The organism is Mycobacterium sp. 236(2023) (genome assembly GCF_029623955.1).
Taxonomy (GTDB): domain Bacteria; phylum Actinomycetota; class Actinomycetes; order Mycobacteriales; family Mycobacteriaceae; genus Mycobacterium.
On sequence record NZ_JARSBP010000003.1, the window covers coordinates 332,459 to 355,911 of the forward strand.

A 23,453-nucleotide genomic window follows, 5' to 3' on the forward strand; every position below is an offset into this window, starting at 1 on the left:
CGACATTTCCACCAGATCTGTCTCACGAGTCGTGGTGGATACGACCGCCCGTCTCGGCAAGCGGCCGCCCCTTGCCGCCCCAGCGACGCGCGATGATCTCCGCGGCGATCGACACCGCCGTCTCCTCGGGGGTCCGGGCGCCCAGATCCAGGCCGATCGGACTGGCCAGCCGGGCGAGTTCTGCGTCGGTCAGGCCCGCGTCCCGCAGGCGCGTCAGACGATCCTCGTGGGTGCGGCGAGACCCCATCACGCCGATGTAGCCGGCTTCGGGAAGCCTCAGCGCGACCTCGAGAACGGGGACGTCGAACTTGGGGTCGTGGGTCAGCACGCAGATCGCGGTCCGCGAATCGATCGCGCCCTGTTCGGCCTGCGCGACCAGATAGCGATGCGGCCAGTCGACGACGACCTCTTCGGCGGCGGGGAAGCGGGCGGCGGTCGCGAAGACGGGCCGGGCGTCGCACACGGTGACCCGGTAGCCGAGGAACGCCGCCTGCTGCGCGAGTGCCGACGCAAAGTCGATGGCGCCGAACACCAGCATCCGGGGCCGCGGGGCATGACTCGAGACGAACACCTCCATCCCCGCGTCCTGACGCTGCCCGTCCGGTCCGTACGACAACACAGCGGACGTGCCGGCCAGCAGGAGGCCGCGCGCGTCGTCGGCCACCGCGTCGTCGGCGCGCTGCGACCCGACCGTGCCCCGCCGCCAGTCGGTGCCCACGATCAGCCGCATGCCGACGCGGCTCGGGTCGGGGTGTGCGATGACGGTCGCAACGGCGACTGCGCGGTGTTCCGCGATGTGGTCGGCGACCAGGTCCAGATCCGGAAAAGTGTTGCGCGACACCGGTTCGGTGAAGATGTCGATCGTGCCGCCACACGTCAGGCCGACCGAAAACGCGTCGTCGTCGCTGATGCCGTAGCGCTGCAGTTCGGGCTGTCCGCTCGCCACGACCTCGTTGGCCAACTCGTACACGGCGCCCTCGACGCATCCACCCGACACCGAACCCGCGACGGTGCCTTCGGGGGTCACCACCATCGCTGCGCCCGGTGGCCGCGGTGCGGAGTTCATGGTGCGCACCACCGTCGACAGGCCCGCGGTACCGCCGGCCCGCCAGACCCCCAGCAACTCGTCGAGGACGTCGCGCATCAGCGCATTTTATGCCTCAGGTGTGGCCGACTGCTGCGGCGATGACCTCTACAGTTCTCGGTATGAGCGTTTTCGCGCTGCGCTGCTTGATCATTGGCGTGCTCACGGCCGCCGCCGCCGCGGGGCCTTCGGCGACCGGTTCGGCAGCGCCCGTCCCGCCGGTGTCGGACGCAGCACAGGCGGCGGGATTCGTCGACGTGCGCAGCGTCGTTCCCGACGCGGTGATCGACCTGCGCTACGCGACGGCAGACAACTTCGTCGGCATCCCGCTCTACCCTGCCGGTGCGCGGTGCATGGTGCACGAGTCCCTGGCGCCGGGTCTGGTGGCCGCCGCGGACATTCTGCGGACAGGAGGGGAGCGCCTCGTCTTCTGGGATTGCTACCGACCCCATGCCGTGCAGGTGCGGATGTTCGAAGAGGTGCCCAACCCTGCGTGGGTCGCACGCCCGGGGGACTTCGCGCGTAGTCACGTCGCCGGGAGGTCGGTGGACGTGACGCTGGCCGGCCCCGATGGATTGGTCGACATGGGTACCGGATTCGACGACTTCACGCCCCGCAGCCTCGCCTACGCCACCGACGGCGTCAGCCCGGCTGCCCAGGCGAACAGGGCGAGGCTGCGCGACGCGATGACGGCAGGGGGCTTCACCGTGTACGACGGCGAATGGTGGCATTTCGACGGGCCCGGAGCGTCGGTGGAACGTCCGATCCTCGATGTGCCGGTGAATTAGGTGCTTCGATGAACCCATGCGCAGATTCATCGCGGCGGCCGTCCTCGCGGCCTGTGCAGTGGTCCTTGCGTTGGTGGGGGGATGCGGCAGCACCGAGGAGCCCAGCTCGCTGATCGACGAGGCTGGCTACCACGTCCGAGACAACGTCGTCTATTACCTGAACCCGTTCCCCGGCAAGGCATTTCCGATAGCAGGCGCCGATGCCACCTCATTCGAGGTGTTCGACCGGACGTATGCGCGCGACCGCGAGCACGTGTTCATCAACGGTCACCTGCTGCAGGGGGCGGACGCCGACTCGTTCCAGTTGATGGATCGGCCGGGATTCTCGAAGGACCGGGATCGGGTGTACCAACACGATCAATCGATCAGCGACGACCCTGAGAATTTTGAGTTCCTCGGCAGTGACCTGTCCAGGGACGGTGCGCACGTCTACTGGACTGACGGCACCGTATTGTCCAGCGACCCACAGAATTTCATGATCATCGTCGACGAGGACCACTACCTGTTCGCCAAGGACGGCGGCACGGTCTTCGTGAACGGCAATGCGATCGAGGGTGCATCGCCGGCATCGTTCCAGGTGATGCAGGGCGCGTACTCCCGTGACGACGCCTCGGTCTTCTACTTCGACGCGCAGGTTCCGGGCGCCGACGTGGCGACGTTCCATCCGCTCGAAGGTCCCTACGCCGCCGACGCTGCGCAGGTGTACTGGATGGGCAAGGCGATACCGGGTGCCGACCCCGCCACCTTCGAGGTGCTCAACGCGAACTTCGAATGCTCCGCAGACCGGGACAACGCGTACTACCGGCAGGACGTGATCGCCGGTGCCGATCCGTCGACGTTCCCGAGCGGCCGGGCGGTCACCGGCTGCTCGGAGACGACGATCTCGTTCGGGGACTAGGGCCAATCAGATCTTCGAGAGGTCGGTCTCCATCAGCATGATGTTGTAGTCCGACCACAGCGACAGGTTCCAGTAGAGCTTCGAGCCGACGCCCTCGGTCGACGGTGACCACGGGTGCAGCATCGGGGCGTAGATCCCGCCGGTCTGCTGGTTCATCAGAACGGTGGCGTCCGACCACACACCCTCGGGCGTATCTGACGTACGCATCACGATCCTGTTGGCCTGGTCGCCGTAGAGCACGACGTACTTCTTCAGGTACTCGTTGTACTGCACCGACATCTCGCTCACGGTGTAACCCGGCTTCGTGATGCCGAACAGACCGCCGGATTTGCCGATGATCGCCGACGCCGACGACGGGCTGCCCTTGACCCACCGGGCCGGCGTGGTGCTCCCGAACCAGCCCTTCGTCGCCTTCTTGTAGTACTCGTACTGGGACACGTTGAGCACGTTGTCCTCGGTGACGCGGGCCAGGTAGGCCGCGCCCTGGCGCCCATTGGGGGTGCCGTAGACGTACACGTACCCGTCGTCGCCCTTGACGTACGCCGACTGCTGGAAGTTGCGATTGCCGCTCAAGAACGAGTTGTAGCGCACGCTTTCGGGTGCCACGGTGAAGTTCTCGCCGTTGTCGTAGGAGTAGGCGACCGCCGAGTAGTTCGTGGTCCACCGGCCCGCCTGGCCCCACTTGGTCACCGACATGAAGCTGACGTACTGGGTGACGCCGAACTTGGCCAGCGGATCGTCGGGCGTCACGATCGAGACGCCCGCGGTGGGGATGAGGGTGACCGAGCCCGGCAGCCACGATGGCCGGTTGATGATGGGCCGCGCCTGGGTGGGGCCGTCCAGCGGTGCGCCGCCGAACATGTTGCCGTTGAACCACTCTCCGTTCCGGATGGTTATCCCATCGGACAGGTCGTGGTCGTTGCTGCGGAACAGCGTGTTGTAGATGTGCCTGCCCTGCATGCCCGGGAGGCCGAAACTGTCACCGACGGCGATCAGAATCTGGCGCTCGTCGATGTTTGGGGTCGTCGGATCGTCGACCATGCCGTTGTCCCACATGATGCCGAGGTCGGTGCCGTAGATGTTGAATCGGCCCGGGATGTTCGCGTAAGGGCCCGTCACCCAGTCGATGAACTTCGTCGAAGCGCTGACTTGCGGGTTGAGCCACGGGGAGTTGGCCGCCGCCAGCGCTGCAGCAGACGTCGAGTCGGTCAGCGCGAGGCTCGTCGGTGCGACCGCGCTGCTGCGCGGAGCGTTGGTGGTGCGCGCGGTGAACAGGGTGTCGAGCTCGCGGCGGGCGAACGCCATCAGTGCCCACAGGAACGGCGGCTGCGGCTCGTCGCCGGGCTTGGTGTCGGCCTTCTGGTGCGCCCAGTCGATCATGCTGTTGACGACGTTGACGATCGCCGTGATGAGGTTCGGCTTCTTCGTGGTCGCTTCGTCGTCTTGGTCGCTGCCCAGCAGGGCGGTGACGGTGGTCGCGGGGTTGGTCGATGTGGGGCTGGTCGATGTGGAGTTGGTCGATGTGGAGTTGGTCGATGTGGGCGCGTCGGTGACGAGCGTGACCGTCTTCCCGTCCTGCGGGGGCACCCCGGGGTCATCGGCCTTGTCGATGTCGGCCTTCGCGGCCTTCGTCGCCTTGGTGGTCTGGCTTTCCTCGACGTCGTCACTGGCGGGCTTGGTGGCGGGCGTCTCGTCTTTGGGAACGTCGACAGGAGCCGGGTCCTCGACGGGGTCCGACTCGTCGGCTGGCTCGGGCTCTGGCTCGGGGTCGTCCTCGTCCTCGTCGATAGGGTCATCCACCTCAACGGTGTCCTCGCCCTGTTGCTCCGTCTCGTCGTCCGAGCCCGCGGCCGGTTCGGAGTCATCCTTCGACTCGGCCGCCTTGTCCGCCGCCTCGGAGCTGTCGTCCGTCTTGCTCTGTGACGTTGCTGACACCGAGGATTTCGTCGCCGGCGAGTCGGTGTCATCGGCCCACGCGACGCCGTGTCCTGCAAATACTGCTGATCCGACGCCCAGCGCGACGGCCAAACCGCCGACCCGACCGACGTACGCTGCGGTGCCCATGAAATCCCTTCAGTCCAGCCCTGTCCGACCCCCGTCGTCGGTGACCATTCAATCGCATTCACCTGGGGCCGGCGAGCAAAAGATTAAATCGCTGCAGCATTCGTTTCGTTACTGTGACCATGCAGAATTAGCGATACGCCCAGGCATCGCGGTTCTTCAGCAAACAGAATCTGCGTTGTACGCCCTGATCCCGCTGTGCCTATCCGCAGAGGCTGACCGCCCCGGCTACGTCGTCGACGCGGCGCATGTCGCCGGTGCTCGGCAGGTCGGCAAGACGTTGCGCACAATCGGGCCACGGCTCGAGATCAGGTGCTTGGCGAAGCCCGGGGACCGGCCCCGTCGCGATGCGAACGGCCAGGGAGGTGAGCTGTTCGATGCTTTGCGGCGCGGGGCGGCCTCGGCGCGACGCCACGACAGACCCCGGATAACCTCGGTGCGACGACCTCGACAACCGGGAAGGTGGCGCACGTGCTTGCGGTGCTGCAGGCGTTCACCGTCATCATCGTGGTGATCGTCGTCGGTGCGATCGTGGGCTGGCGCGGTGTGCTCGGCGACAACGCCAAGACGGTCCTCAACCGCACGGCCTTTCACATCGGCGTGCCCGCGCTGCTGCTCATCAGCCTCGCCGACGCGCAACTGGATCAGGTGTTCTCCGAGGCCCTGCTGGTGTCGGCGATCGGTGCGGTCGTCGTCTATGCGGCATATTTCGGCATCGCGACGGCGACTCGCCGGCCGCGCGGGGACGCGACGGTCGGAGCGATGCTGGCGTCGGTCGTCAATGCGGGCAATCTCGGGATTCCGATCAGTGCCTATGTTCTCGGCAGCACCGCCGAGGTGTCGGCGCTCATCCTGTTCCAGACGGTGGTTCTCGTCCCGATCAGCCTTGGTCTTCTTGATTCCGCTGCAGGGCAACGAGTTTCGATGACCCGTCGGTTGGGTGCGCTTCTTGGAAATCCCATCATCGCGGCGAGTGCGATCGGTCTGGCGCTGGCCATGACCGACATCGACATTCCGCAGGCGTTGCATGACCCGCTGGAACTGCTGGCTGCCCTCGCCGTGCCCACGGTGTTGCTCGCTTTCGGGATCTCTCTGACTTCGCGAGGCTCCGAGGCAGGTACAACCGACCGCGGTCTGCTGATCGTGGCGGTGCTGTTCAAGTTGGTGGTGATGCCTGCGCTGGTCTACGGCCTGGCGCGCTTCTGCTTCGGGGCCGATCAACACGAGTTGTTGGTGGTGACGGTGCTCGCGGCGTTGCCATCTGCGCAAAACATCAACACGTACGCCGGACTCTATCAGCGCGGCGAGAAGCTGGCCCGAGACGGCACGCTCATCAGCACGCTGCTCTCGGTGCCGGTGATCCTCGTCGTCGTGCTGCTCACGGGCTGATCGACGCTCTCAGCAGGTGCGCGAATCCGTTGGCGGTGAGGTCCGCCCGCAACAGCGGGCTCGGGCGGTTTTCGAGCAGCCAGGCTTGGAGGGTGCGGGCCTGCTGGTCCCGCGGGGCGTCGGTCATACCGGCGTGATCGAGGATGAAGTGGCACAGGGTTTCCGCACCGTAGCCTCCCAGCGCGACGGTGTGCCGGCCGCGCTGGACGTCGGCAGTCAGCGTGTGGATCTCCAACCACGGGGCGAACCACGGATCGCCCGCATCGAGCCTCCCCGTGCGCTGGAATCACGCCTGGAACTCGTCGAACAGGTTGCCCGGCAGAGCCAGGCGATGGCAGACCGCGGTCCGCAGGGCCGTCGCGATCGTCAGCAGCGGCTCCGACGTGTGCAGGGTGACACACATTGTCGACCGGTCCGCGTCGGTCAGGTGAGGATCGACGATGTCCCACAGCGACTCGGCCAACTCGAAGTCGCTCAGCATCACGTCCCTCTACCTGCTCGCGTCCCTGGATCTACTGATGCCCATAGTACGTATCTGCTACGTAGATAACAGGTGGCGCGTCGGCTCAGGTCAGGAATGGCAGAAGAAGACCAGGAGGGCAGGCGCCGCGATCATCGCGGCCAGGGTTCCGGAGAGCACGACGCGCTCGCGCAGGAGGCTCCGCCGCTTCGGCGGCGTCGCGAGCCGCTCCGCGCGCGCCACCACCGCGGTGTCGGCGGCGGCCAGCGCCGCGCCGCCGGTCCGCGGAGCCCCGGCCAGCGCAACCAGGCCACTGAGCAGCGCGTCGCGACCGTGCCCACGGACAGCGACGTCGTCGGCACTCATCTCAACCAGCCGCCCCACCGAGTTGACCGCCGCTGAGAACAGCGGCAGCGCAGGCACGGCCGACGCGAGTGCGCGCAGCAGCATCATCAGCTGCGGGTGGCGTCCGCTCAGGTGGGCCCTCTCATGTGCCAGCACCGCGGCGAGTTCCGGTTCTGTCAGGCTCTTCACCGCGGCGCTGGTCACGACGATCGCATCGGGCCTGCCGGCAACGCAGTACGCGGCGGCATGGTCGGTGTGGACGAGGACAACCCCAGGTCGGTGCGTGGGGGAGCCGACGAGGCGGGCCTCACGCGCGTGCTCCTGGCTGCGGCGCCAAAACCGTTGCAGCGCAGTGGTGATGCGTCTGGCTGACAGGAGTGATGCCGCGATGGCGGTGAAGCCTGCGGCGCCGAGCGCGACATCGCCGCCCCAGCCGAGATGGTGCAGAGCCAGGATGATCTCGGTGCAATAGCGCACCGGATCGACCGAATGGGGCCCGAGAAGCTCGCGCACGATGCCGGTGGATCCGGCGATCCAGGCGGCGATCGCCACGCCGATCGCCGTCAGCCACACCGTCACGGCGAGCCTTGGGCTGCCCCCGGTGCCGGTGACGCGACGCAGGACGGCGGGGGCCAGCCAGCCGAGCGTCGCAGCGTAGACCAGCAGGCAGATCGCGGCGTTCATGACGCGGGGGAGCGGCGCGTGACCTTGCGCAGGGCCGCGCGCAGGCGCGCGGACTCGTCGTCGTTCATCTGTTCCAAGAAGAAGTTCAGGACCAGATCGGCGTCGCCACCGGAGTGGAACGCGTCACGCATCAGGATCGCGGAACGCTCTTCCCGTGTCATCGTGGGCCAGTAGCTGTAGGCCTTGCCGACGCGCCGGCGCTCCAGCCAACCCTTGCGGTGGAGGTTGTCCATCGTGGACATGACTGTCGTGTAGGCGATTTCGCGTTCACCGGTCAGTTCGTCGAAGACTTCGCGGACCGTGACCTCGTGCGAGGGATTTCCCCCGTCGCTTCGCTCGCCCCAACTGGCCCACACGCGGTCCATGACCACGGCCTCCAGATCGCCGAAACCTCGCTGCTGCACAGTCCGACCATAACTAACTGCGCAGCGCACTGCCCTGACTCCACTGATCCCAGGGCAGCGACCAGTCGCCGTTCTGCCACTGCTCCAGTGGCTCTCCACCGGTGTTGCGCACCTCGACGACATCGCCTTCCTGCGCGAATTCGAAGAACCACTCGGCGTTCTCGGGGCTGAGGTTGAGGCATCCCGCCGACACGTTGGTATTGCCCTGCGCCCAGACAGTATCCGCGAGCTCGTGGAGGTAGATGCCGTCTGGACTGATGCGGACGGCGTTCGACACGTTCAGGCGATAGCCCGACGAAGAACCGACCGGCAGGCCGTAGGTCGACGAGTCCATGACCACCGAACTGTCCTTCTCCATCACCGTGTAGGTGCCCGCCTGCGTCCAGAAGTGGATCGTGGTGCCGCCGACCGTCTCGGTGCCGCCGCGGCCCATCGACGTCGGCATCGTCCGGACCAGCTTGCCGTTCTGAAAGACGCTGACCTGCTTGGTCGCGTCGTCGGCGACGGAAACGCGCGCATCCCCGATGCGGAAGCCGACCTTGCTGTCCTCCTGGCCGTAAACGCCGCCGCCGAGATCGGTGCCGTAGATGCCGGCGTCGACGGTGACCTGAGTGCCCGGGGGGTAGTACTCACGCGGACGCCAGTGCGCCTTGCGGTCGTTGACCCAGTACCAAGAGCCTTCGACGCGGGGTGTGGTGGTGACCTTGAGTTGACGCTCGGCTGCTGCGCGATCGGAGATGTCGGCATCGAAACGCGCGACCACCACCATGCCGACGCCGTAGGTCGCGCCGTCAACGAGCTTCGCGCCGGACGTGCCGTGCAACGAGACGGAAGTCTGCTTGGCGGGTGCGACCGTCGAGAAGCGTGAAATCTCTTTGGCAACAGTTGAATCCGTGCCAAGTCCGGTGGCCTTCACGGTGTAGGTGCGGCCGTAGCCGAGCGGCTCGGCCGGCGTCCACTCGCGGCCGTCGGCGTCTATCGCGCCCTTGACCCGCCTGCCTTGCTCGTTCGTCATCTCGACGTCGGTGATGGTGCCTGACGTCGCGGTCACCCGCACGGAATCGACGGGGCGGATTCCGTGTTCGTCGCCCTCGGAACGGATGATCAGTTTCGCCGGCGCCGGTGGTTCGGCCAGGGACTCCGCGTCGGCGGCGGTCGTCATGGCCTGCTGCTGCTCGACGGGCGCACCGCTCTGCGTCGCGACGAACAGGCTGACCGACATGATGGCGAGCAGGATCGCGAGCCGGCTGCGGCGGGGCGTGGTCAGGGCTACTCCCAGCTGGGTCGTCGAGGGTGGAATCTACGTATCTCCATAGTAGATGACGGGAAGAGCCCGGAGCTCTGTCGCGAGGTCAGGACTCCTCGGCGCCGTCGCTGTCCGTGGCGGGAGCTTCGACGAGCAGCGACAGGCCGTGGTGCGCGGCGAGCTCGACACTGAAACTGTGCAGGTCGTCCACAGTTGCCAGGACCTTGCCGGAGAACATGTCCGACACTTCGCTTCCCGGAGGCAGCTTCTTGGATCGCACTGTGCCCGTGACATCTTCGTTGGCGAAGTTCAAAACCGTCAGCTGGTACTGGTTCACCTCGTCGAGCTGGTGGACGAGCACCAGCATGCCGCGCTGGGAGACCTCGGGAATGTCGATCTGACGGCTGGTCGCGATCCCGTAGTGCGAGCGGACCTTCAGGATGGCCTGCAGTTGTCGCAGAAAGCTGGTGTCGTCGGCGAGCTGATCCGGGATGGAGCCGTAAAGACTTCTGCCCCTTGGCATTCCAGCAGGAGACTGGGTCGCGTTCGGGTTGACGCCCATCAGATCGTGCGCGGCGCGGTGGATCCAGCGGGTGTCGCCTTCGCGGAGCAGCTCGGGAATCTCGGTCGCGGGCAGCGTCAGCATGCCGCAGACGTCCCAGCCCGACAGGGCGAAAACTCCCGGCTGCAACGCGTTGAACATCGCCAGCAGCAGATGCGCCCGGCGAATCCGGTCGATCTGTTCGGCGTCGTCTCCGTCGATGTCGTCGAGCTGCGAGATGCCCAGCGTCGCGGCGATGATCGTGGCGCTGGTGCAGGCGATGCCGTTCGTCGTGAAGACGAGGTTGTACGGGGCATTCTCGCCGGACAACTTATCGCGCAGGTCGGTGCGGACGATCTCGCCGAGGACCTCGCCGGTGACCTCCTCGCCCTTGTAGGTGAACACGTCGTCGCGGTGCCCGTTGGACCAGTGCACCAGCTCATAGGTCAACTCGTCGTGGTTCTGGAGAGCGTGCACCAACGACGCCGGGTCCACGCCGAGCTCAAGGGTCGTTCGCAGCGTCAGCCGCAGGAACTCCGTGTCGGCGGTCGCCAGTGCGTGCTGTACCGCAGGGCGGGTGATGAAGTCGTAGGACAGGTCCGCGCCGGCCTCGCCGATCTGACGGATGTCGTCGATCGTGAGGTTGAGCTCCTGGAACGTGAACCCGCCGACCTTGCGCACCATGCTCGCGATGAGGTGGTTGGCGGCCTCCGACAGGGGATGGCCCTCCGACCAGGCCGCGCTGTCCTCGGCGGCGGTCTTCTCAGCCCCAAGGAACCCGTTGGCGTCCAGGCGCAACCCGCCGGTGCCAAGGTCGGTCAGTGAATGCAGCGCGTCACCGATGACCAGGCGCATCCCTGCGAAGGACGGGTCGAGCCAGTTGATGGACGGCTGACCGTCCTTGAAGTAGTGCAGGTACACCCAGCGCCGTTCGACGCCGTCGATGCCGACGACGGGCCGGGTGACGCTCCAGTTCGTCTCCTTGATGCCTTCGGCGTAGAAGATGACGCGCTGCAGCGCACCGATGATGTAACCGGCCTTGTCGAGCCATTCCTCCGTCGCGGCGTCGATGTTGACCGAGTCCGCGCCCGACGGCACGTCGGGCAGGTTCTCCCAGTCGCGCGGGTCGACCTCGACCATGTGATAGATGCCGGGGTAGTCGGCGTACTTCATCTCCGCGAGCCGGAAGTCGGCGCCCTTGCCGGTGTGACCGGGGACGATGTCGTCGATGATGGTGCCGCCGTACCAGTTGGCGGTGCCGCACATCTGACGGAATTCCTCTTCGGTGCCGAACGCGGGGTCGATCTCGGTGCTGATGCGGTCGAAGTGCCCGTCCACGCTCGGCGTCAGATCCCAACCCGAGATGCCGCCCGCTCGTTTGACGGGCCCGGTGTGCACGGCTTCGATGCCGATTTCGGAGAACGCCTTCCACATCTCCGCGTCGGACATCGACTTCAGGAACGACTCATCGGAGCGGGTGATCAGTGACAGCGGATATGCCGTGAACCACACCGCGGCGGTCTCGACTGCATGCCGGGCGCTCGGCGTGGCATAGGGGTTCTGCCACATCGAGCCCTGGCCGGAGAACTGCTGGCTGATCTGGTTGGCGTCGGCCAGCATCGACTGGCTGATCAGCCACGACACGTACGCCGGATTATCGCCTGTCGGTGAGCCGTCCCGGGCCAGCGAGCGGCGGGTGAACGGGGTCCGCACACGCGGCCGGAAACGCAACGACCGAGGTCGCGCAGGGTGGAGGTGTTCATCGAACGTGATCTCAGGCGCCTCGTTGCCCTGGTCTTCAGGTTCCGACTCCGCGGCTTGAGACAAGGTTCCGCCCTTCACAAGGTTGTTTCGTATCGACCGGTATCGAGTATTGCCGCGTCCGGGCAGTGTTGAAACTGGACGTGGTCAGAACGACTGTCCAGGAGGGTCAACGTGGTGTGCCGGCCTCGCGCCACAGCCCGGCCGACATGTCTTGCTGCAGAAGGTGTTCTGACTGCGCCGTGCTTCAGCGCGGTTGCTCCGACCCATCTCGCATCCGGAAAATTTACGGTGAAAGGCCATTCATAGCGGAAAATGGAGCCTCCTATCGGGATTGAACCGATGACATTCCGCTTACAAGGCGAACGCTCTACCACTGAGCTAAGGAGGCGTGTCCGTACGGACGGTCAAATCCTATCGTCTGGCCTATCGGGGGTGTTGTCGGTGCTCAGAGCTAGCGTCGGCAACGTGGCGAGGACTTGTCTCGGTTGTGGTGTTCAACTCCAAAAGCGTCATCAGAAAGTGTTCTGCGGCAACGCATGTCAGCAGACCTATCAGCGTCGTCTGCTGTTGCAAGCGTGGCTTCAGACTGGCGTCTGCGCTCCGGGGATGTCGCGTCAGGGGCATTACATCCGCGACTACCTTTATGAGCAACAAAGCGGTTGCTGCGCAGTCTGTGGCCTCAAGAACTCGTGGAATGGCCTGACGCTGGGGCTGATCATCGACCACATCGATGGGGATGCGACCAACGACCGTCGTGAGAACTTGCGGCTGGTCTGTCCCAACTGTGACAGTCAGCTGCCGACCTACAAGGCGAAGAATCGCGGCAAGGGCCGGTTCTACCGGCGGCAACGCTATGCCGACGGTCAGTCCTACTAGTCCTCGGCGTCGACGACCCGCTGTGAGGTCACCGGACGCGACGTCGGGCGGCTGCGGGGACGACGGCCCGGCAGCGGGATCCGGTCGGCGATGGAGCTGAGCGGATTGACCACCTGGCTGAGCACGATGACGGCCTCACGCAAGGCCTCGATCGTCGGCTCTAGCGCCTCCAGGCCGGGTGCGAGCCGGTTCAGGGTGTCCGCGACGGTGGCCAGTTGTTCGAGCGGGCCGTGGCGCGCTGTCAGGGTGTCGACGACGCCGCCCTCGGCGAACAGCCGGTCGGCGACGCCGTCCTCGGCCAGCAGCCGATCGATCAGCCCTTCCTCGGCAAGCAGCTGGTCGACGAGGCCGCCGGGCTCGATCGCTCGCATGAGCCCGCCGTCGTCCTGCGTCATGCGGTCGAGTGCGCCCCCGGGCGCGGTCAGTCTGTCGATGACGCCGCCGGGCTGAAGCAACCGGTCGATGGGGCCGCCGGGGGCCAGCGCCCGCCCTAGCGGCTGGTCCTCGTCCATGAGCTTGGCCAGCCGGTTCGCGCGTTCGACCGCGTCTTGAACTCCCAGCATGGAGGCGAAGGAGGTCGGGGTCTGCCGCGCCGCCTCCGGCCCATCGCCCACCGCACGCTGGGCGATGTTCAGGCCGGTCTTGGCAGCGCCGAGGCCGGCGTCGGCGACCGCCAAACCCACCCGTACCGGCGCGAATGCGAGTTCGGTCAGGGATTTGCCCAGGTCCATCCGCTCAGTCTATGGACCGCGCAACCACAAACTCACAGGAAGTGCACAGCTAGTGGGCAGCCCATTTCCAACTGAACGGAGAAACATGAGGGTCTATGGCCATGCCCGTACAGGAAAGCGTTCCCGAGGCACGAGTGCTGGTGGTTGACGACGAGACGAACATCGTCGAGCTGCTGTCCGTGAGTCTCAAGTTCCAAGGGTTCGAAGTCCACACCGCGTCCAACGGCCCCGCCGCCCTCGACAAAGCCCGCGAAGTGCGCCCGGACGCGATCATTCTCGACGTAATGATGCCCGGCATGGACGGCTTCGGGCTGCTGCGCCGGCTGCGTGCCGACGGCATCGAGGCACCCGCCCTGTTCTTGACGGCGCGCGACTCGCTGCAGGACAAGATCGCAGGTCTGACGCTTGGCGGCGACGATTACGTGACCAAGCCGTTCAGCCTGGAAGAAGTCGTCGCGCGGCTGCGCGTGATCCTGCGCCGCTCCGGCGGAGGTGTGCAGGAGCCCCGCACGTCACGGCTGACGTTCGCCGACATCGAGCTCGACGAGGACACGCACGAGGTGTGGAAGGCGGGCGAGCCGGTCTCGCTGTCGCCCACCGAGTTCACGCTGCTGCGGTACTTCATCATCAACGCGGGCACTGTGCTGTCGAAGCCGAAGATCCTCGACCACGTGTGGCGCTACGACTTCGGCGGCGACGTCAACGTCGTCGAGTCCTACGTGTCTTACCTGCGGCGCAAGATCGATACCGGCGACAAGCGACTGCTGCACACCCTGAGGGGCGTCGGTTATGTCCTTCGTGAGCCCCGATGAGCGCTTGCGCGAAGAGCCGAGTACGGGGGCTGAGCGCAACAATGGTGGCGTGGCACGAGACACGAGGAGTCTGAGACGGGGCATCCCGCTCCGGGTGGGTCTCGTCGCGGCCACGCTGCTGTTGGTGGCGTGCGGATTGCTGGCGTCCGGCATCGCCGTGACGACGATCATGCAGCACAGCCTCATGAATCGAGTCGACGACACCCTCCTCGATGCATCACGCGGCTGGGCCCAGGTGCCGCGCCGTCTGCCCTCCGCCCCAGTCGAAGGTCCCAACCCGGCCAGACCGCCGTCTGATTTCTACGTCCGTGGCATCGACCCCGACGGCCACGTGTGGATGGCCGTCAACGACCGCGAACACGAACCGGCGCTGCCCGCCGACAACGATGTGGGTCCGGTGCCCGTCACCGTCGGCTCGGTGACCCACCCCGACGAGCAGTGGCGCGCCATGACGGTGCGCGGCCTGCGGGGCGAACTCACGACGGTCGCGATCGACCTGTCCGATGTGAAGTCGACGATGCGCTCCCTGGTCTACACGCAGCTCGGCATCGGTGCGGCCGTGCTTCTGGTGCTGGGCATCGTCGGCTACGCGGTCGTGCACCGCAGCCTGCGTCCGCTCTCCGAAGTCGAGCAGACCGCCGCCGCGATCGCCTCCGGTCAGTTGGATCGCCGCGTCCCCGAACGCGACCCGCGCACCGAGGTCGGCCGACTCTCGTTGGCGCTCAACGGAATGCTCGCCCAGATCCAGCGCGCGATGGCGTCGTCGGAGTCGTCGGCCGAACAGGCCCGCAGCTCCGAGGACCGCATGCGGCGCTTCATCACCGACGCCAGCCACGAACTCCGCACTCCGCTGACGACGATCCGCGGATTCGCCGAGCTCTACCGGCAGGGTGCCGCACGGGATGTCGAGATGCTGATGGGGCGGATCGAAAGTGAGTCGCGCCGAATGGGTCTGCTCGTCGAGGACCTGCTCCTGCTCGCCCGTCTCGACGCACAGCGTCCTTTGGAGCACCATCGCGTCGACTTGCTGGCGCTCGCCAGCGACACCGTCCATGACGCGCAGTCCGTCGCGCCCAAGCGGCGGATCCGGATGGAGGTCTTCGACGGACCCGGAACCCCAGAAGTTCTCGGTGACGAGGCACGGTTGCGGCAGGTGCTGTCCAACCTGGTCGCCAACGCGCTGCAGCACACCCCCGAGTCCGCCGGCGTCACCGTCCGCGTCGGCACCGACGACGACAACACTGTGGTCGAGGTGTGCGACGAAGGGCCAGGCATGACCGCCGAGGATGCCCAGCGTGTGTTCGAAAGGTTCTACCGCGCAGACACCTCCCGTGCCCGGGACACCGGCGGCACGGGTCTGGGACTGTCGATCGTCGACTCGCTGGTCTACGCGCACGGCGGAAAGGTCAGCGTGACGACGGCGCCCGGCTGCGGGTGCCGGTTCACGGTGAGACTGCCGCGCTTTGCGGATGCAGCCGAGGAGCGCTCATCCGAGGAGCCGGCCGCGATCCCCGTCAGCGCAGCTGCGCCAGCGCGTCCTTAATCTTCGACTGGGCTTCGTCGAGTGATTCCGGCGACGGATTCTGGTCGACGTTCGCGAACCCGAAGTCGGACAGATCGCGCGCAGGGAAGACGTGCACGTGCAGGTGCGGCACCTCAAGCCCGGCGATGATGACGCCGGAGCGTTCGGTGTTGAACGCCTTGCACACCGCCTTGCCGATCAGCTGCGAGACCTCCATGACGCGGGCGAACACCGCGGGCTCGATGTCCTGCCAGTTGTCGATCTCGGCGCGCGGCACGACCAGGGTGTGGCCCTGCGTCATCGGCGCGATCGTCAGGAACGCGACGATGTCGTCGTCCTCGTAGACGAACCGTCCGGGGATCTCGCCATTGATGATCTTCGTGAAGATGGTCGCCATGCCGGACAGGCTACTAGGGGGCGATATGAACCGGAGGGTCCGCGAAGTTCGGATCGGCCGGAAGGTTCGCGGGTCCGATGAACATGCAGTTCTTGACCGGAATCAGGTGCGAACCAAGGCCGGAAGGGACGTACTGGGCGTGCGTCACGCACCGTTCCCATAATCCGTCGGGCTGGATCGGTCCGTCGCATTTGCCGAGAACGGGCCCGCCATAGAGGCAGCCGGCGGAGGCTGGCGGTGCTGCGGTGAGCAGCGCTGCCGGCAGCAACGCAGCGGCCATCAGTGCGGCGACAGGACGCTTCGTGGTCGGCATTCATCGACGCTACCGCGGTCGGCGTGGTTAGCCTGGCGAGATGCTGGGATTGATGCAGGACCGCCCGCTGATGATCTCCTCGCTGATCGAGCACGCGGCGGCATTCCACGGAGACACCGAACTCGTGTCGCGGCTGCCTGAGGGGTCGACCCGCCGCACCACGTGGCGCGAAGTCCGCGATCGATCGAGACAGGTGGCCAATGCGCTCGCCGAACTCGGTGTCGAACCGGGTGACCGGATCGCGACCCTTGCCTGGAACAGTGACCGGCACCTCGCGCTGTACTTCGGGGTCTCGGGTTCCGGGGCGATCATGCACACCGTCAATCCGCGGCTGTTTCCCGAGCAGATCACATACATCGTCAATCATGCCGAGGACCGGGTGTTGTTCTTGGACATCACCTTTGCGCCGTTGGTCAGCCAGCTGGCGGCGGAGTTGGAGACGGTCGAGACGTTCGTCGTCATGACCGACCGTGCGCACATGCCCGAGGTCCCCGGTGTCCCCGCCGACCGGTTGATGTGCTGGGACGAACTGATCGGGAAGCAGTCCACCCACTACGACTGGCCCGAGTTCGACGAACGCAGCGCGTCGTCGCTGTGCTACACCTCGGGCACCACTGGCAATCCCAAAGGTGTGTTGTACTCCCATCGTTCGACGATGTTGCACACTTTGATGGCCGCGGCGCGCGACAAGAACGACATCCACAGCGGCTCAAGGATTCTGCTCGTGGTGCCGATGTTCCACGCCAACGCGTGGGGGACGCCGTACTCGGCCGCGATGGTCGGTGCGACTCTGGTGATGCCCGGCCCTCATCTCGACGGTGAATCCGTGTACGCGTTGATGAAATCCGAGCGGGTCAACCAGACGCAGGGCGTGCCGACGGTGTGGATGATGTTGTTCGCCTACCTCGACGAGCACCCCGAGATCGACCCGCACGAATTGGGTCTGGAGTTCGCAGGGACCGGCGGATCGGCGTTGCCGCTGTCGATGATTCAGCGATTCGAGCGAGACTTCGGCGCCGACGCGATCCAGGGCTGGGGGATGACAGAGACCAGCCCACTGTGCGTGCTCGGCCGGACCCTGCCCAAGCACGAAGGCTTGGACAACGCGCAGAAGCACCTCATCAGGTTGAAACAGGGCCGTGGTGTCTGGGGCGTCGAGCTCAAGATCGTCGACGACGACGGGCACCGCCTCCCTTGGGACGGTAAGGCTTTCGGGGAAGTTTGGGTGCGTGGCCCGTGGATCGCCAGCGGATACTTCAAGGGTGAGGGTGGCGACAAGCTCGATGCCGAGGGCTTCTTCCCGACCGGTGACGTCGCGACGATCGACCCAGACGGCTACCTCCAGCTGGTGGATCGGGCCAAGGACGTCATCAAATCAGGTGGCGAGTGGGTGAGTTCGATCGACCTGGAGAATGCTGCGATGGGTCACCCCGCGATCGCCGAAGCCGCTGTCATCGGGGTGCCGCATCCGAAGTGGCAGGAGCGCCCTCTGCTCCTCGCCGTTGCGCGCCAGGGACACAACGTAAGTCGTGAAGACGTACTGGAATACCTCTCCGGTGAAGTCGTCAAGTGGTGGCTACCCGACGACGTGGTGTTCGTCGACGAACTCCCGCACACCGCGACGGGCAAGGTGCTCAAGCTGAAACTGCGCGAGCAGTACCGCGATCACCAGCTGCCGACTACCTGACCTGCGCCGCGATCTCGTCGATGGTCCACGGTGGCTCGTCGTCGTGGCCGCGATAGGCGACGATGGACGGTGACTGGCGATCGAACCGGCCGACGAATCCGCCTGCCGCGATGAAGATCTGGCCGGTGACGTCGTTTGCCAGGTCGCTGGCGAGGTACGCGTAGGTGGGTGCGACGTAGTGCGGGGGAGCGGCATCCAGGGCTCCCTGGAAGCTGACATCGTCGAGCAGGCCGCGCTTGTTGAGCTCGGTGATGTGGTTCTCGTAGTCCGCACCCGTCGACAACCGCGTCTTCGCGCCCGGGCACACCACGTTCGCGCGAACCCCGTGTTCCTTCAGTTCGGCCGCGATCGCCAGCGTCAGGCTGTTGACGCCGCCCTTGCCCGCCGGGTAGCCCGTCCCGCCGTAATCGCCAAGGAACGCAAACGAACTGGTGTTGACGATCGCACCGCCGCCCTGTGCGACCATCCGCGGTGCGACAGCTCGGCACGTCTCGAACGCAGTCAGCAGGTGCGCGTCGAGCAGGCCACGAAACTGCGCACTGGTCACATTGAGGATCGACGATCCGACCGGCTCGGCGGTGCCTGCGCAGTTGACCAGGATGTCGATGCGGCCGAACTCACCGACGCAGCGGTCGATCAGCGCGTCGGCCACCGCGGGATCGGCTGGTGAGCCGGGGAACGCGATCGCTCCCGGGATCTCTTGTGCAGCTTGGTTGGCCGCCACCTCGTCCCGACCGTTGACGATGACACCGGCGCCGAGCGAGCTCAGCAACCGGGCAACCTCCAAGCCGACCCCGCGGGTGCCGCCGACGACGACAGCCGCGCGGCCGGCGAGAGACGAGCTAATCCTTCTTCTCCACCTCGGAGAACTTCATCGCGTCCATGTTCCAGAAGCCACGCAGGTTCGTGATCAGCCCGGCGTCGTCGACGCGGTAGGTGAACACACCGCGCACCGTCGCGACGAACCCGTTCGGGAACGTGGTCTCCAGGATCAGGATGTAGGCGATCTCCGTCGGACTGCTCGACGGAAACGTCTCTTCACAGGTGATGCGGAGCTGGTTCGGTCCGATGTTGGTGTCGAAAAAGGCGCCCAAGGCCTCTTTTCCGCGCACGCCTGTGCCGTCGGGGTTGGTGACGGCCTCCCCGATCGGGTCCTCGACGAGGACGTCGTCGGCCATCAGGGCCAGCCAGCCCTCCCGGTCACCGGCCTGCACGCAGGCCCACGAGTTCCGCGATGCCGCAACGACCGGCGACAAGTCCTCTGCCGTGGTCACGATCTACCGATCGGCGTCGGTGTAGCGGATGACGCCGCGGATGTTGCGGCCTTCCAACATGTCCTTGTAGCCGTCGTTGATCTGCTCCAGCTTGTACTGCCGGGTGACCATGTCGTCGAGATTGAGGCGGCCGGCCTTGTACATCGACAGCAGCTGCGGGATGTCGTGATGCGGGTTGCCGCCACCGAAGATGGTGCCCTGCAGGTTCTTCTGCAGCAGCGTCAGCATCGACAGGTTCAGCTTCACATCCGCGCTGGCCATGTTCGCGACCGCGGTCACGACGCAGGTGCCGCCCTTGGCGGTGATGTTGAGGTAGTTGTCGATCTCTTCGCCGTGCAGCTCGCCGGTGGTGATGATGGTCTTGGCGGCCATCCGGCCCTGCGTGACCTCGGCGACGCCGCCCATGGCGGAGAAGATGTCGGGGTAGGCGTGGGTGGCGCCGAACTTGAGGGCCTGATCGCGCTTCCACTCCACCGGGTCGATGGCGAAGATGTTGCGGGCACCGGCATTCAGAGCGCCCTGCAGGGCGCCCATGCCGACGCCGCCGATGCCGGCGATGACGACATCATCACCCGGGCGGACGTCGGCGCTGCGCACCGCGGAGCCGTAGCCGGTGGTGACGCCGCAGCCGACGAGGCAGGCGACCTCGAACGGGATGGACGGGTCGATCTTCACGACCGAGCTCTTGTGCACGACCATGTACGGGCTGAAGGTGCCCAGCAGCGTCATCGGGATGACCGGTGTGCCGTCCTTGGACGCGTGGATGCGGTGGGTGTTGTCAGAAACCGCGGTGCCCTGGAGCAGCATCGCTCCGAGGTCGCAGAGGTTGCGCAGGCCGGCCTGACAGGACGGGCACGCGCCACACGATGGGATGAACGACAGGACGACGTGGTCGCCCGGCTCGATACCTTCCACGCCGGGGCCGACCTCGGTGACGACGCCGGCGCCCTCGTGGCCGCCCAGCACCGGGAAACCAGCCATCGGGATGTCGCCGGTGACCAGGTGGTGGTCGGAATGGCACATGCCCGACGCTTCCATCTGGATCTTGACCTCGTCCTTGACGGGGTCGCCGATCTCGATCTCCTCGATCGACCACGGCTGGTTGAATTCCCAGATCAGGGCGCCTTTGGTCTTCATTTCTCCTGCTTTCGACTAGAGCCTCTAGTTGTAAGACTAGAGGCTCTAGTTAGCCACATCACAGCCTCCCCAAGCAACTGCTTGGTGGTGCGATTACCAAATGGGAACGGGAGCCTCGCCGAGCGGGTAGTAACCGGGCAATTTCTCGCCCGCCAGCGACCGCTCGATGCGCTTCTGCATGGTCGGGGTCAGGTCCCCGGATTCGATCAATTTCATGAACGCCTTCTGCACGTGGCCGAAGTCGAAGAAGTCGCGCTGCCACTCGATCAGCAGGTCGTCGTTCAAACGGAACCAGCTGCCGCCGATGCCGTAGATCTCGTCGCGGCTGCCGTCGCTCTTGTTGGCGATCTGCTTCCAGAAGCCGACGATCTCGTTCTGCTTCTCGTCGATCAACGTCTTCTGATATTCGTAGACCCAGTTTTCCAGGCCTTCCATCTCAAGGCCCAGCGCGACGTCGCGGATCTCGTCCCTGTTGACGCACATGACGTCTTCCTTGGGGCCGATGTTCCAGCCGTAGGTGGCGTCTTCGGTGTAGAACTCCGCCATCGGCTTCCAGTCGCCGGCTTCTTCGGCGTCCCGGTTGGCCTTGAGCCAGCGCTCGACCCAGTCTTCAAGTGCTTCTCTTGACGCCATTGTCACTCCTTATTTCTCGGTGATGGAAAGTGCTCGGGTGGGACACATGTCGACAGCCATCTCCACGGCGTCGCGGAGCTCGTCGGGTGGTTCGGCGTCGAGGATCTCGACGACGCCGCGCTTGGGCACCTTGAAGACGTCGGGCGCCTCCAGCTCGCACATCGCGTGCCCCTGGCACAGGTCTTCGTCAAGCTCGACGCGGTAGCAGCCCATAGGCGTTACGCCTGAACTCGCTTGCGGTACTTGACCTTCGCCGGCTGGGCCAGCTGCACGACCATCTTGGAGTGATCGTTGTGGTAGCTCTCCGGCGGCTGAGCCATCTCGAACTCGTACTCGCGCAACAGAACCGAGAAGATGGCCTTGATCTGCATCTGCGCGAACGCGGCTCCGACGCAGCGGTGCTTGCCCGCGCCGAACGGAATCCACGTCCACCGGTTGGCGATGTCGGCCTGCTCGGGCTTGTTGTACCGGTCCGGGTTGAACGCGTCCGGGTCGGGGAAGTCCTCGGGGATCCGGTTGGAGATCGCCGGCGAGGCGGCGACGAAGTCGCCCTTGTGGATCGGCAGACCCTTCACCTCGAACTCATCCTGGGCGACGCGCATCAGGATGATCAGCGGCGGGTGCAGGCGCAGCGTTTCCTTGACGACATTGTCGAGCTTCGGAATCTGGCGCAGCGCATGGAAACTCACCTCCTGGCCATCGGCGTAGAGCTCGTCGAGCTCGTTCCGCACCGCGGCGTAGGTGTCGGCGTGACGGATCAGCTCGATGAGCGTCCACGCCGACGTGCCTGAGCTGGTGTGGTGGCCGGCGAACATCAGCGAGATGAACATGCCGGTGACCTCGTTGGCCGAGAAGCGGGGATTGCCTTCGTCGTCCTTGATCGACACCAACACGTCGAGCAGGTCGCGATCCTCTTTGCCCTTGGGCGGGTTGGCTATCCGCCCGTCCATGATCTCCTGAACCAGCGCAACGAGTTTCACGCGCGACTCGTCGCGGATCCGGAAGCTCTCGATGTCGAGGTACGGGTCGACGTAGCAGAGCGGGTCGGTTCCGCGCTCCAACTGGTGGTAGTAGTGCGCGAACCGGTTGTCGAGCTGTTCGCGGAACTTCAGCCCGATCAGGCACGCCGTCGATGTGTAGATGGTCAACTCGGAGAAGAACTCGAGCAGTTCGATCTCGCCCTCGTCGCCCCAGTCGGCGATGATCTTCTTGACCTCGTTCTCGATGGTCGAGGCGTGGCCCTTCATCTGTTCGCCGCGCAGCGCGGTGTTGTGCAGCATCTCGGCCCGGCGCTCCGGGTCGGCATCGAAGACCACGCCCTCACCGAAGATCGGCGTCATGAAGGGGTAGGCCTCGGCCTGATTGAGCTCGCTGTCGTTGGAGCGGAAGAAGAACTCGTTGGCCTCGGCGCCGTAGAGCATCACGACCTGCTTGTCGGCCAGCTGGAACCAGCCGACGTCCCCGCACTCCTCGCGGACACGCTTCATCAGGCCGATCGGGTCGGTGCGGAACTCTTCGAGGTGGCCGTGTTCCTCTTCTTCGCCACCGGAGACGCGGGGGACTATGGCAGTCGTCATTGGTTGAGGGCCTCCTCATCGACCTTGAGCTGTTGGCGTTCTTTGGTCGTCGCCAACGGAGCCTCGGGCTGGAGTTCCATGTTGGCGATGAAACCCCCGCGGGGGGTTTCGGCGACGAACGTGATGGCGCGGGCGAGATCGTCTGCGCGGAGGAAGTAGTCATGGCGGGCCTGACCCCACTTGGCCCAGTCCTCAAGGGCGGGACCGATCAGATCGGCGGGCAGGCTCCACCCCATCGACGTCTTCGTCGGCCCGGGATGCACGATCGATGCGCGCACGCCGGTGCCTTCGAGTTCCATCTGATAGTTGTTGACCATCGCGACGAGCGCCGCCTTGGCCGCCCCGTAGGCGCCCATGTGCGGCCGTTGCCGCAGTGACACATCGGATCCCACGAAGATCAGGTCGCCGCGCTGGCGCTCGATCATGCCGGGCAGGACGGCCGAGGCGACGCGGTTGGCGCCGATCAGGTGGATCTGCACCTGCGATTCGAACTGCTCGGTGCTGATCGCGTCGAGCTTGCCGAAGTAGGTGTCGCCGGCGCCGGCGACCAGAACTTCGATGTCGCCGAGTTCGGCGGTGGTCTGTTCGACGGCGGCTTTCACCGAATCGGGGTCGGTGACGTCGAGATGCACCGGGATGGCCTCGCCACCGTCGGCGCGGATCTTGTCGACGATCTCGTTGAGCTTCTCGACCCGGCGAGCGCCGAGCGCAACAGGGAAACCGTTGCGGGCCAACCTGATCGCGGTCGCCTCACCGATACCGGAGGAGGCGCCTGCGACCAGGGCGGGACGGCGGTCGGGTAGAGGTGCAAAGCGTGGCATTCCTGGCCT

General features: G+C 65.7%; 26 protein-coding genes and 1 tRNA gene. 7 read left to right on the forward strand and 20 right to left on the reverse strand.

Annotation, left to right across the window (positions count from 1 at the left end):
- Positions 1-22: 22 nt before the first annotated feature.
- Entirely contained in the window at positions 23-1,144 is a 1,122-nt protein-coding gene (locus tag P9A17_RS12705; protein WP_278039001.1) for an XdhC/CoxI family protein, read from the reverse strand.
- Between the two features lie 62 nt (positions 1,145-1,206).
- Between P9A17_RS12705 and P9A17_RS12710 the strand changes: the two genes are divergently transcribed.
- Both P9A17_RS12710 and P9A17_RS12715 read left to right on the forward strand, forming a co-directional pair.
- Positions 1,207-1,872: a M15 family metallopeptidase gene (locus P9A17_RS12710; RefSeq protein ID WP_278039002.1), complete on the forward strand. Its 666-nt coding sequence runs from the start codon at positions 1,207-1,209 to the stop codon at positions 1,870-1,872.
- Positions 1,873-1,888: 16 nt separating this feature from the next.
- Positions 1,889-2,770 (forward strand): DKNYY domain-containing protein, encoded by an 882-nt coding sequence (locus tag P9A17_RS12715; protein WP_278039003.1) that lies wholly within the window; start codon positions 1,889-1,891, stop codon positions 2,768-2,770.
- Between the two features lie 6 nt (positions 2,771-2,776).
- On the opposite strand, the gene P9A17_RS12720 is transcribed toward P9A17_RS12715, so the two are convergent.
- Positions 2,777-4,834 (reverse strand): DUF4185 domain-containing protein, encoded by a 2,058-nt coding sequence (locus P9A17_RS12720; protein ID WP_278039004.1) that lies wholly within the window; start codon positions 4,832-4,834, stop codon positions 2,777-2,779.
- Between the two features lie 199 nt (positions 4,835-5,033).
- A complete protein-coding gene (locus tag P9A17_RS12725) occupies positions 5,034-5,246 on the reverse strand; it encodes a hypothetical protein (RefSeq protein WP_278039005.1) in 213 nt (70 codons plus the stop codon).
- A gap of 56 nt (positions 5,247-5,302) precedes the next feature.
- On the opposite strand from P9A17_RS12725, the gene P9A17_RS12730 reads away from it, so the two are divergent.
- The gene (locus tag P9A17_RS12730; RefSeq protein ID WP_278039006.1) at positions 5,303-6,220 is read left to right on the forward strand and encodes an AEC family transporter; all 918 of its coding nucleotides are present in this window, start codon (positions 5,303-5,305) and stop codon (positions 6,218-6,220) included.
- On the opposite strand, the gene P9A17_RS12735 is transcribed toward P9A17_RS12730, so the two are convergent.
- The 7 genes from P9A17_RS12735 to P9A17_RS12765 all read right to left on the reverse strand — a co-directional run bounded on the left by P9A17_RS12735 (position 6,210) and on the right by P9A17_RS12765 (position 12,052).
- On the reverse strand, positions 6,210-6,455 hold the full coding sequence (locus P9A17_RS12735) for a hypothetical protein (protein WP_278039007.1): 246 nt from the start codon (positions 6,453-6,455) through the stop codon (positions 6,210-6,212). The two genes, P9A17_RS12730 and P9A17_RS12735, sit on opposite strands and share 11 nt — an antisense overlap.
- Before the next feature lie 51 nt (positions 6,456-6,506).
- Positions 6,507-6,701, reverse strand: a complete 195-nt coding sequence (locus tag P9A17_RS12740; protein WP_278039008.1) for a hypothetical protein — start codon at positions 6,699-6,701, stop codon at positions 6,507-6,509.
- A 90-nt stretch (positions 6,702-6,791) separates the two neighbouring features.
- Entirely contained in the window at positions 6,792-7,709 is a 918-nt protein-coding gene (locus tag P9A17_RS12745) for a M56 family metallopeptidase (protein ID WP_278039009.1), read from the reverse strand.
- Positions 7,706-8,113 (reverse strand): BlaI/MecI/CopY family transcriptional regulator, encoded by a 408-nt coding sequence (locus P9A17_RS12750; protein WP_278039010.1) that lies wholly within the window; start codon positions 8,111-8,113, stop codon positions 7,706-7,708. The genes P9A17_RS12745 and P9A17_RS12750 overlap by 4 nt, the downstream gene beginning before the upstream one ends.
- Positions 8,114-8,126: 13 nt before the next feature.
- Positions 8,127-9,335 (reverse strand): Ig-like domain-containing protein, encoded by a 1,209-nt coding sequence (locus P9A17_RS12755; RefSeq protein ID WP_278039011.1) that lies wholly within the window; start codon positions 9,333-9,335, stop codon positions 8,127-8,129.
- Between the two features lie 130 nt (positions 9,336-9,465).
- On the reverse strand, positions 9,466-11,727 hold the full coding sequence (gene treS, locus P9A17_RS12760; protein ID WP_278039012.1) for a maltose alpha-D-glucosyltransferase: 2,262 nt from the start codon (positions 11,725-11,727) through the stop codon (positions 9,466-9,468).
- A gap of 250 nt (positions 11,728-11,977) precedes the next feature.
- A tRNA-Thr gene (locus P9A17_RS12765) sits at positions 11,978-12,052 on the reverse strand.
- Positions 12,053-12,129: 77 nt separating this feature from the next.
- On the opposite strand from P9A17_RS12765, the gene P9A17_RS12770 reads away from it, so the two are divergent.
- A complete protein-coding gene (locus P9A17_RS12770) occupies positions 12,130-12,540 on the forward strand; it encodes an HNH endonuclease (RefSeq protein WP_278039834.1) in 411 nt (136 codons plus the stop codon).
- Here the strand turns inward: P9A17_RS12770 and P9A17_RS12775 are convergent.
- The gene (locus tag P9A17_RS12775; protein ID WP_278039013.1) at positions 12,537-13,271 is read right to left on the reverse strand and encodes a hypothetical protein; all 735 of its coding nucleotides are present in this window, start codon (positions 13,269-13,271) and stop codon (positions 12,537-12,539) included. The two genes, P9A17_RS12770 and P9A17_RS12775, sit on opposite strands and share 4 nt — an antisense overlap.
- Before the next feature lie 95 nt (positions 13,272-13,366).
- Between P9A17_RS12775 and P9A17_RS12780 the strand changes: the two genes are divergently transcribed.
- Complete coding sequence (locus P9A17_RS12780) at positions 13,367-14,083, forward strand: response regulator transcription factor (RefSeq protein WP_278039014.1); 717 nt, start codon at positions 13,367-13,369, stop codon at positions 14,081-14,083.
- Positions 14,061-15,626, forward strand: a complete 1,566-nt coding sequence (locus P9A17_RS12785; protein WP_278039015.1) for a HAMP domain-containing sensor histidine kinase — start codon at positions 14,061-14,063, stop codon at positions 15,624-15,626. The genes P9A17_RS12780 and P9A17_RS12785 overlap by 23 nt, the downstream gene beginning before the upstream one ends.
- On the opposite strand, the gene P9A17_RS12790 is transcribed toward P9A17_RS12785, so the two are convergent.
- Complete coding sequence (locus P9A17_RS12790; protein WP_278039016.1) at positions 15,598-16,002, reverse strand: HIT family protein; 405 nt, start codon at positions 16,000-16,002, stop codon at positions 15,598-15,600. The genes P9A17_RS12785 and P9A17_RS12790 overlap by 29 nt on opposite strands.
- A 13-nt stretch (positions 16,003-16,015) precedes the next feature.
- Complete coding sequence (locus tag P9A17_RS12795) at positions 16,016-16,315, reverse strand: hypothetical protein (RefSeq protein WP_278039017.1); 300 nt, start codon at positions 16,313-16,315, stop codon at positions 16,016-16,018.
- A gap of 40 nt (positions 16,316-16,355) precedes the next feature.
- On the opposite strand from P9A17_RS12795, the gene P9A17_RS12800 reads away from it, so the two are divergent.
- Positions 16,356-18,002, forward strand: coding sequence for a long-chain-fatty-acid--CoA ligase (locus P9A17_RS12800; protein ID WP_278039018.1), 1,647 nt, complete (start codon positions 16,356-16,358; stop codon positions 18,000-18,002).
- Here P9A17_RS12800 and P9A17_RS12805 read toward each other — a convergent pair.
- The 7 genes from P9A17_RS12805 to P9A17_RS12835 all read right to left on the reverse strand — a co-directional run bounded on the left by P9A17_RS12805 (position 17,995) and on the right by P9A17_RS12835 (position 23,444).
- On the reverse strand, positions 17,995-18,849 hold the full coding sequence (locus tag P9A17_RS12805) for an SDR family oxidoreductase (RefSeq protein ID WP_278039835.1): 855 nt from the start codon (positions 18,847-18,849) through the stop codon (positions 17,995-17,997). The genes P9A17_RS12800 and P9A17_RS12805 overlap by 8 nt on opposite strands.
- Positions 18,845-19,279, reverse strand: coding sequence for a nuclear transport factor 2 family protein (locus P9A17_RS12810; protein WP_278039836.1), 435 nt, complete (start codon positions 19,277-19,279; stop codon positions 18,845-18,847). The genes P9A17_RS12805 and P9A17_RS12810 overlap by 5 nt, the downstream gene beginning before the upstream one ends.
- Positions 19,280-20,413, reverse strand: a complete 1,134-nt coding sequence (locus tag P9A17_RS12815) for an NDMA-dependent alcohol dehydrogenase (protein ID WP_278039019.1) — start codon at positions 20,411-20,413, stop codon at positions 19,280-19,282. It lies immediately after the preceding gene.
- Between the two features lie 93 nt (positions 20,414-20,506).
- Positions 20,507-21,046 (reverse strand): nuclear transport factor 2 family protein, encoded by a 540-nt coding sequence (locus tag P9A17_RS12820; RefSeq protein ID WP_278039020.1) that lies wholly within the window; start codon positions 21,044-21,046, stop codon positions 20,507-20,509.
- Between the two features lie 9 nt (positions 21,047-21,055).
- Positions 21,056-21,259, reverse strand: coding sequence for a ferredoxin (locus tag P9A17_RS12825; protein WP_278039021.1), 204 nt, complete (start codon positions 21,257-21,259; stop codon positions 21,056-21,058).
- Positions 21,260-21,264: 5 nt separating this feature from the next.
- Positions 21,265-22,623 carry a cytochrome P450 gene (locus tag P9A17_RS12830; protein ID WP_278039022.1) on the reverse strand — a complete coding sequence of 453 codons (1,359 nt, stop codon included), beginning with the start codon at positions 22,621-22,623 and terminating at the stop codon, positions 21,265-21,267.
- Entirely contained in the window at positions 22,620-23,444 is an 825-nt protein-coding gene (locus P9A17_RS12835) for an SDR family oxidoreductase (protein WP_278039023.1), read from the reverse strand. The genes P9A17_RS12830 and P9A17_RS12835 overlap by 4 nt, the downstream gene beginning before the upstream one ends.
- Positions 23,445-23,453 lie beyond the last annotated feature (9 nt).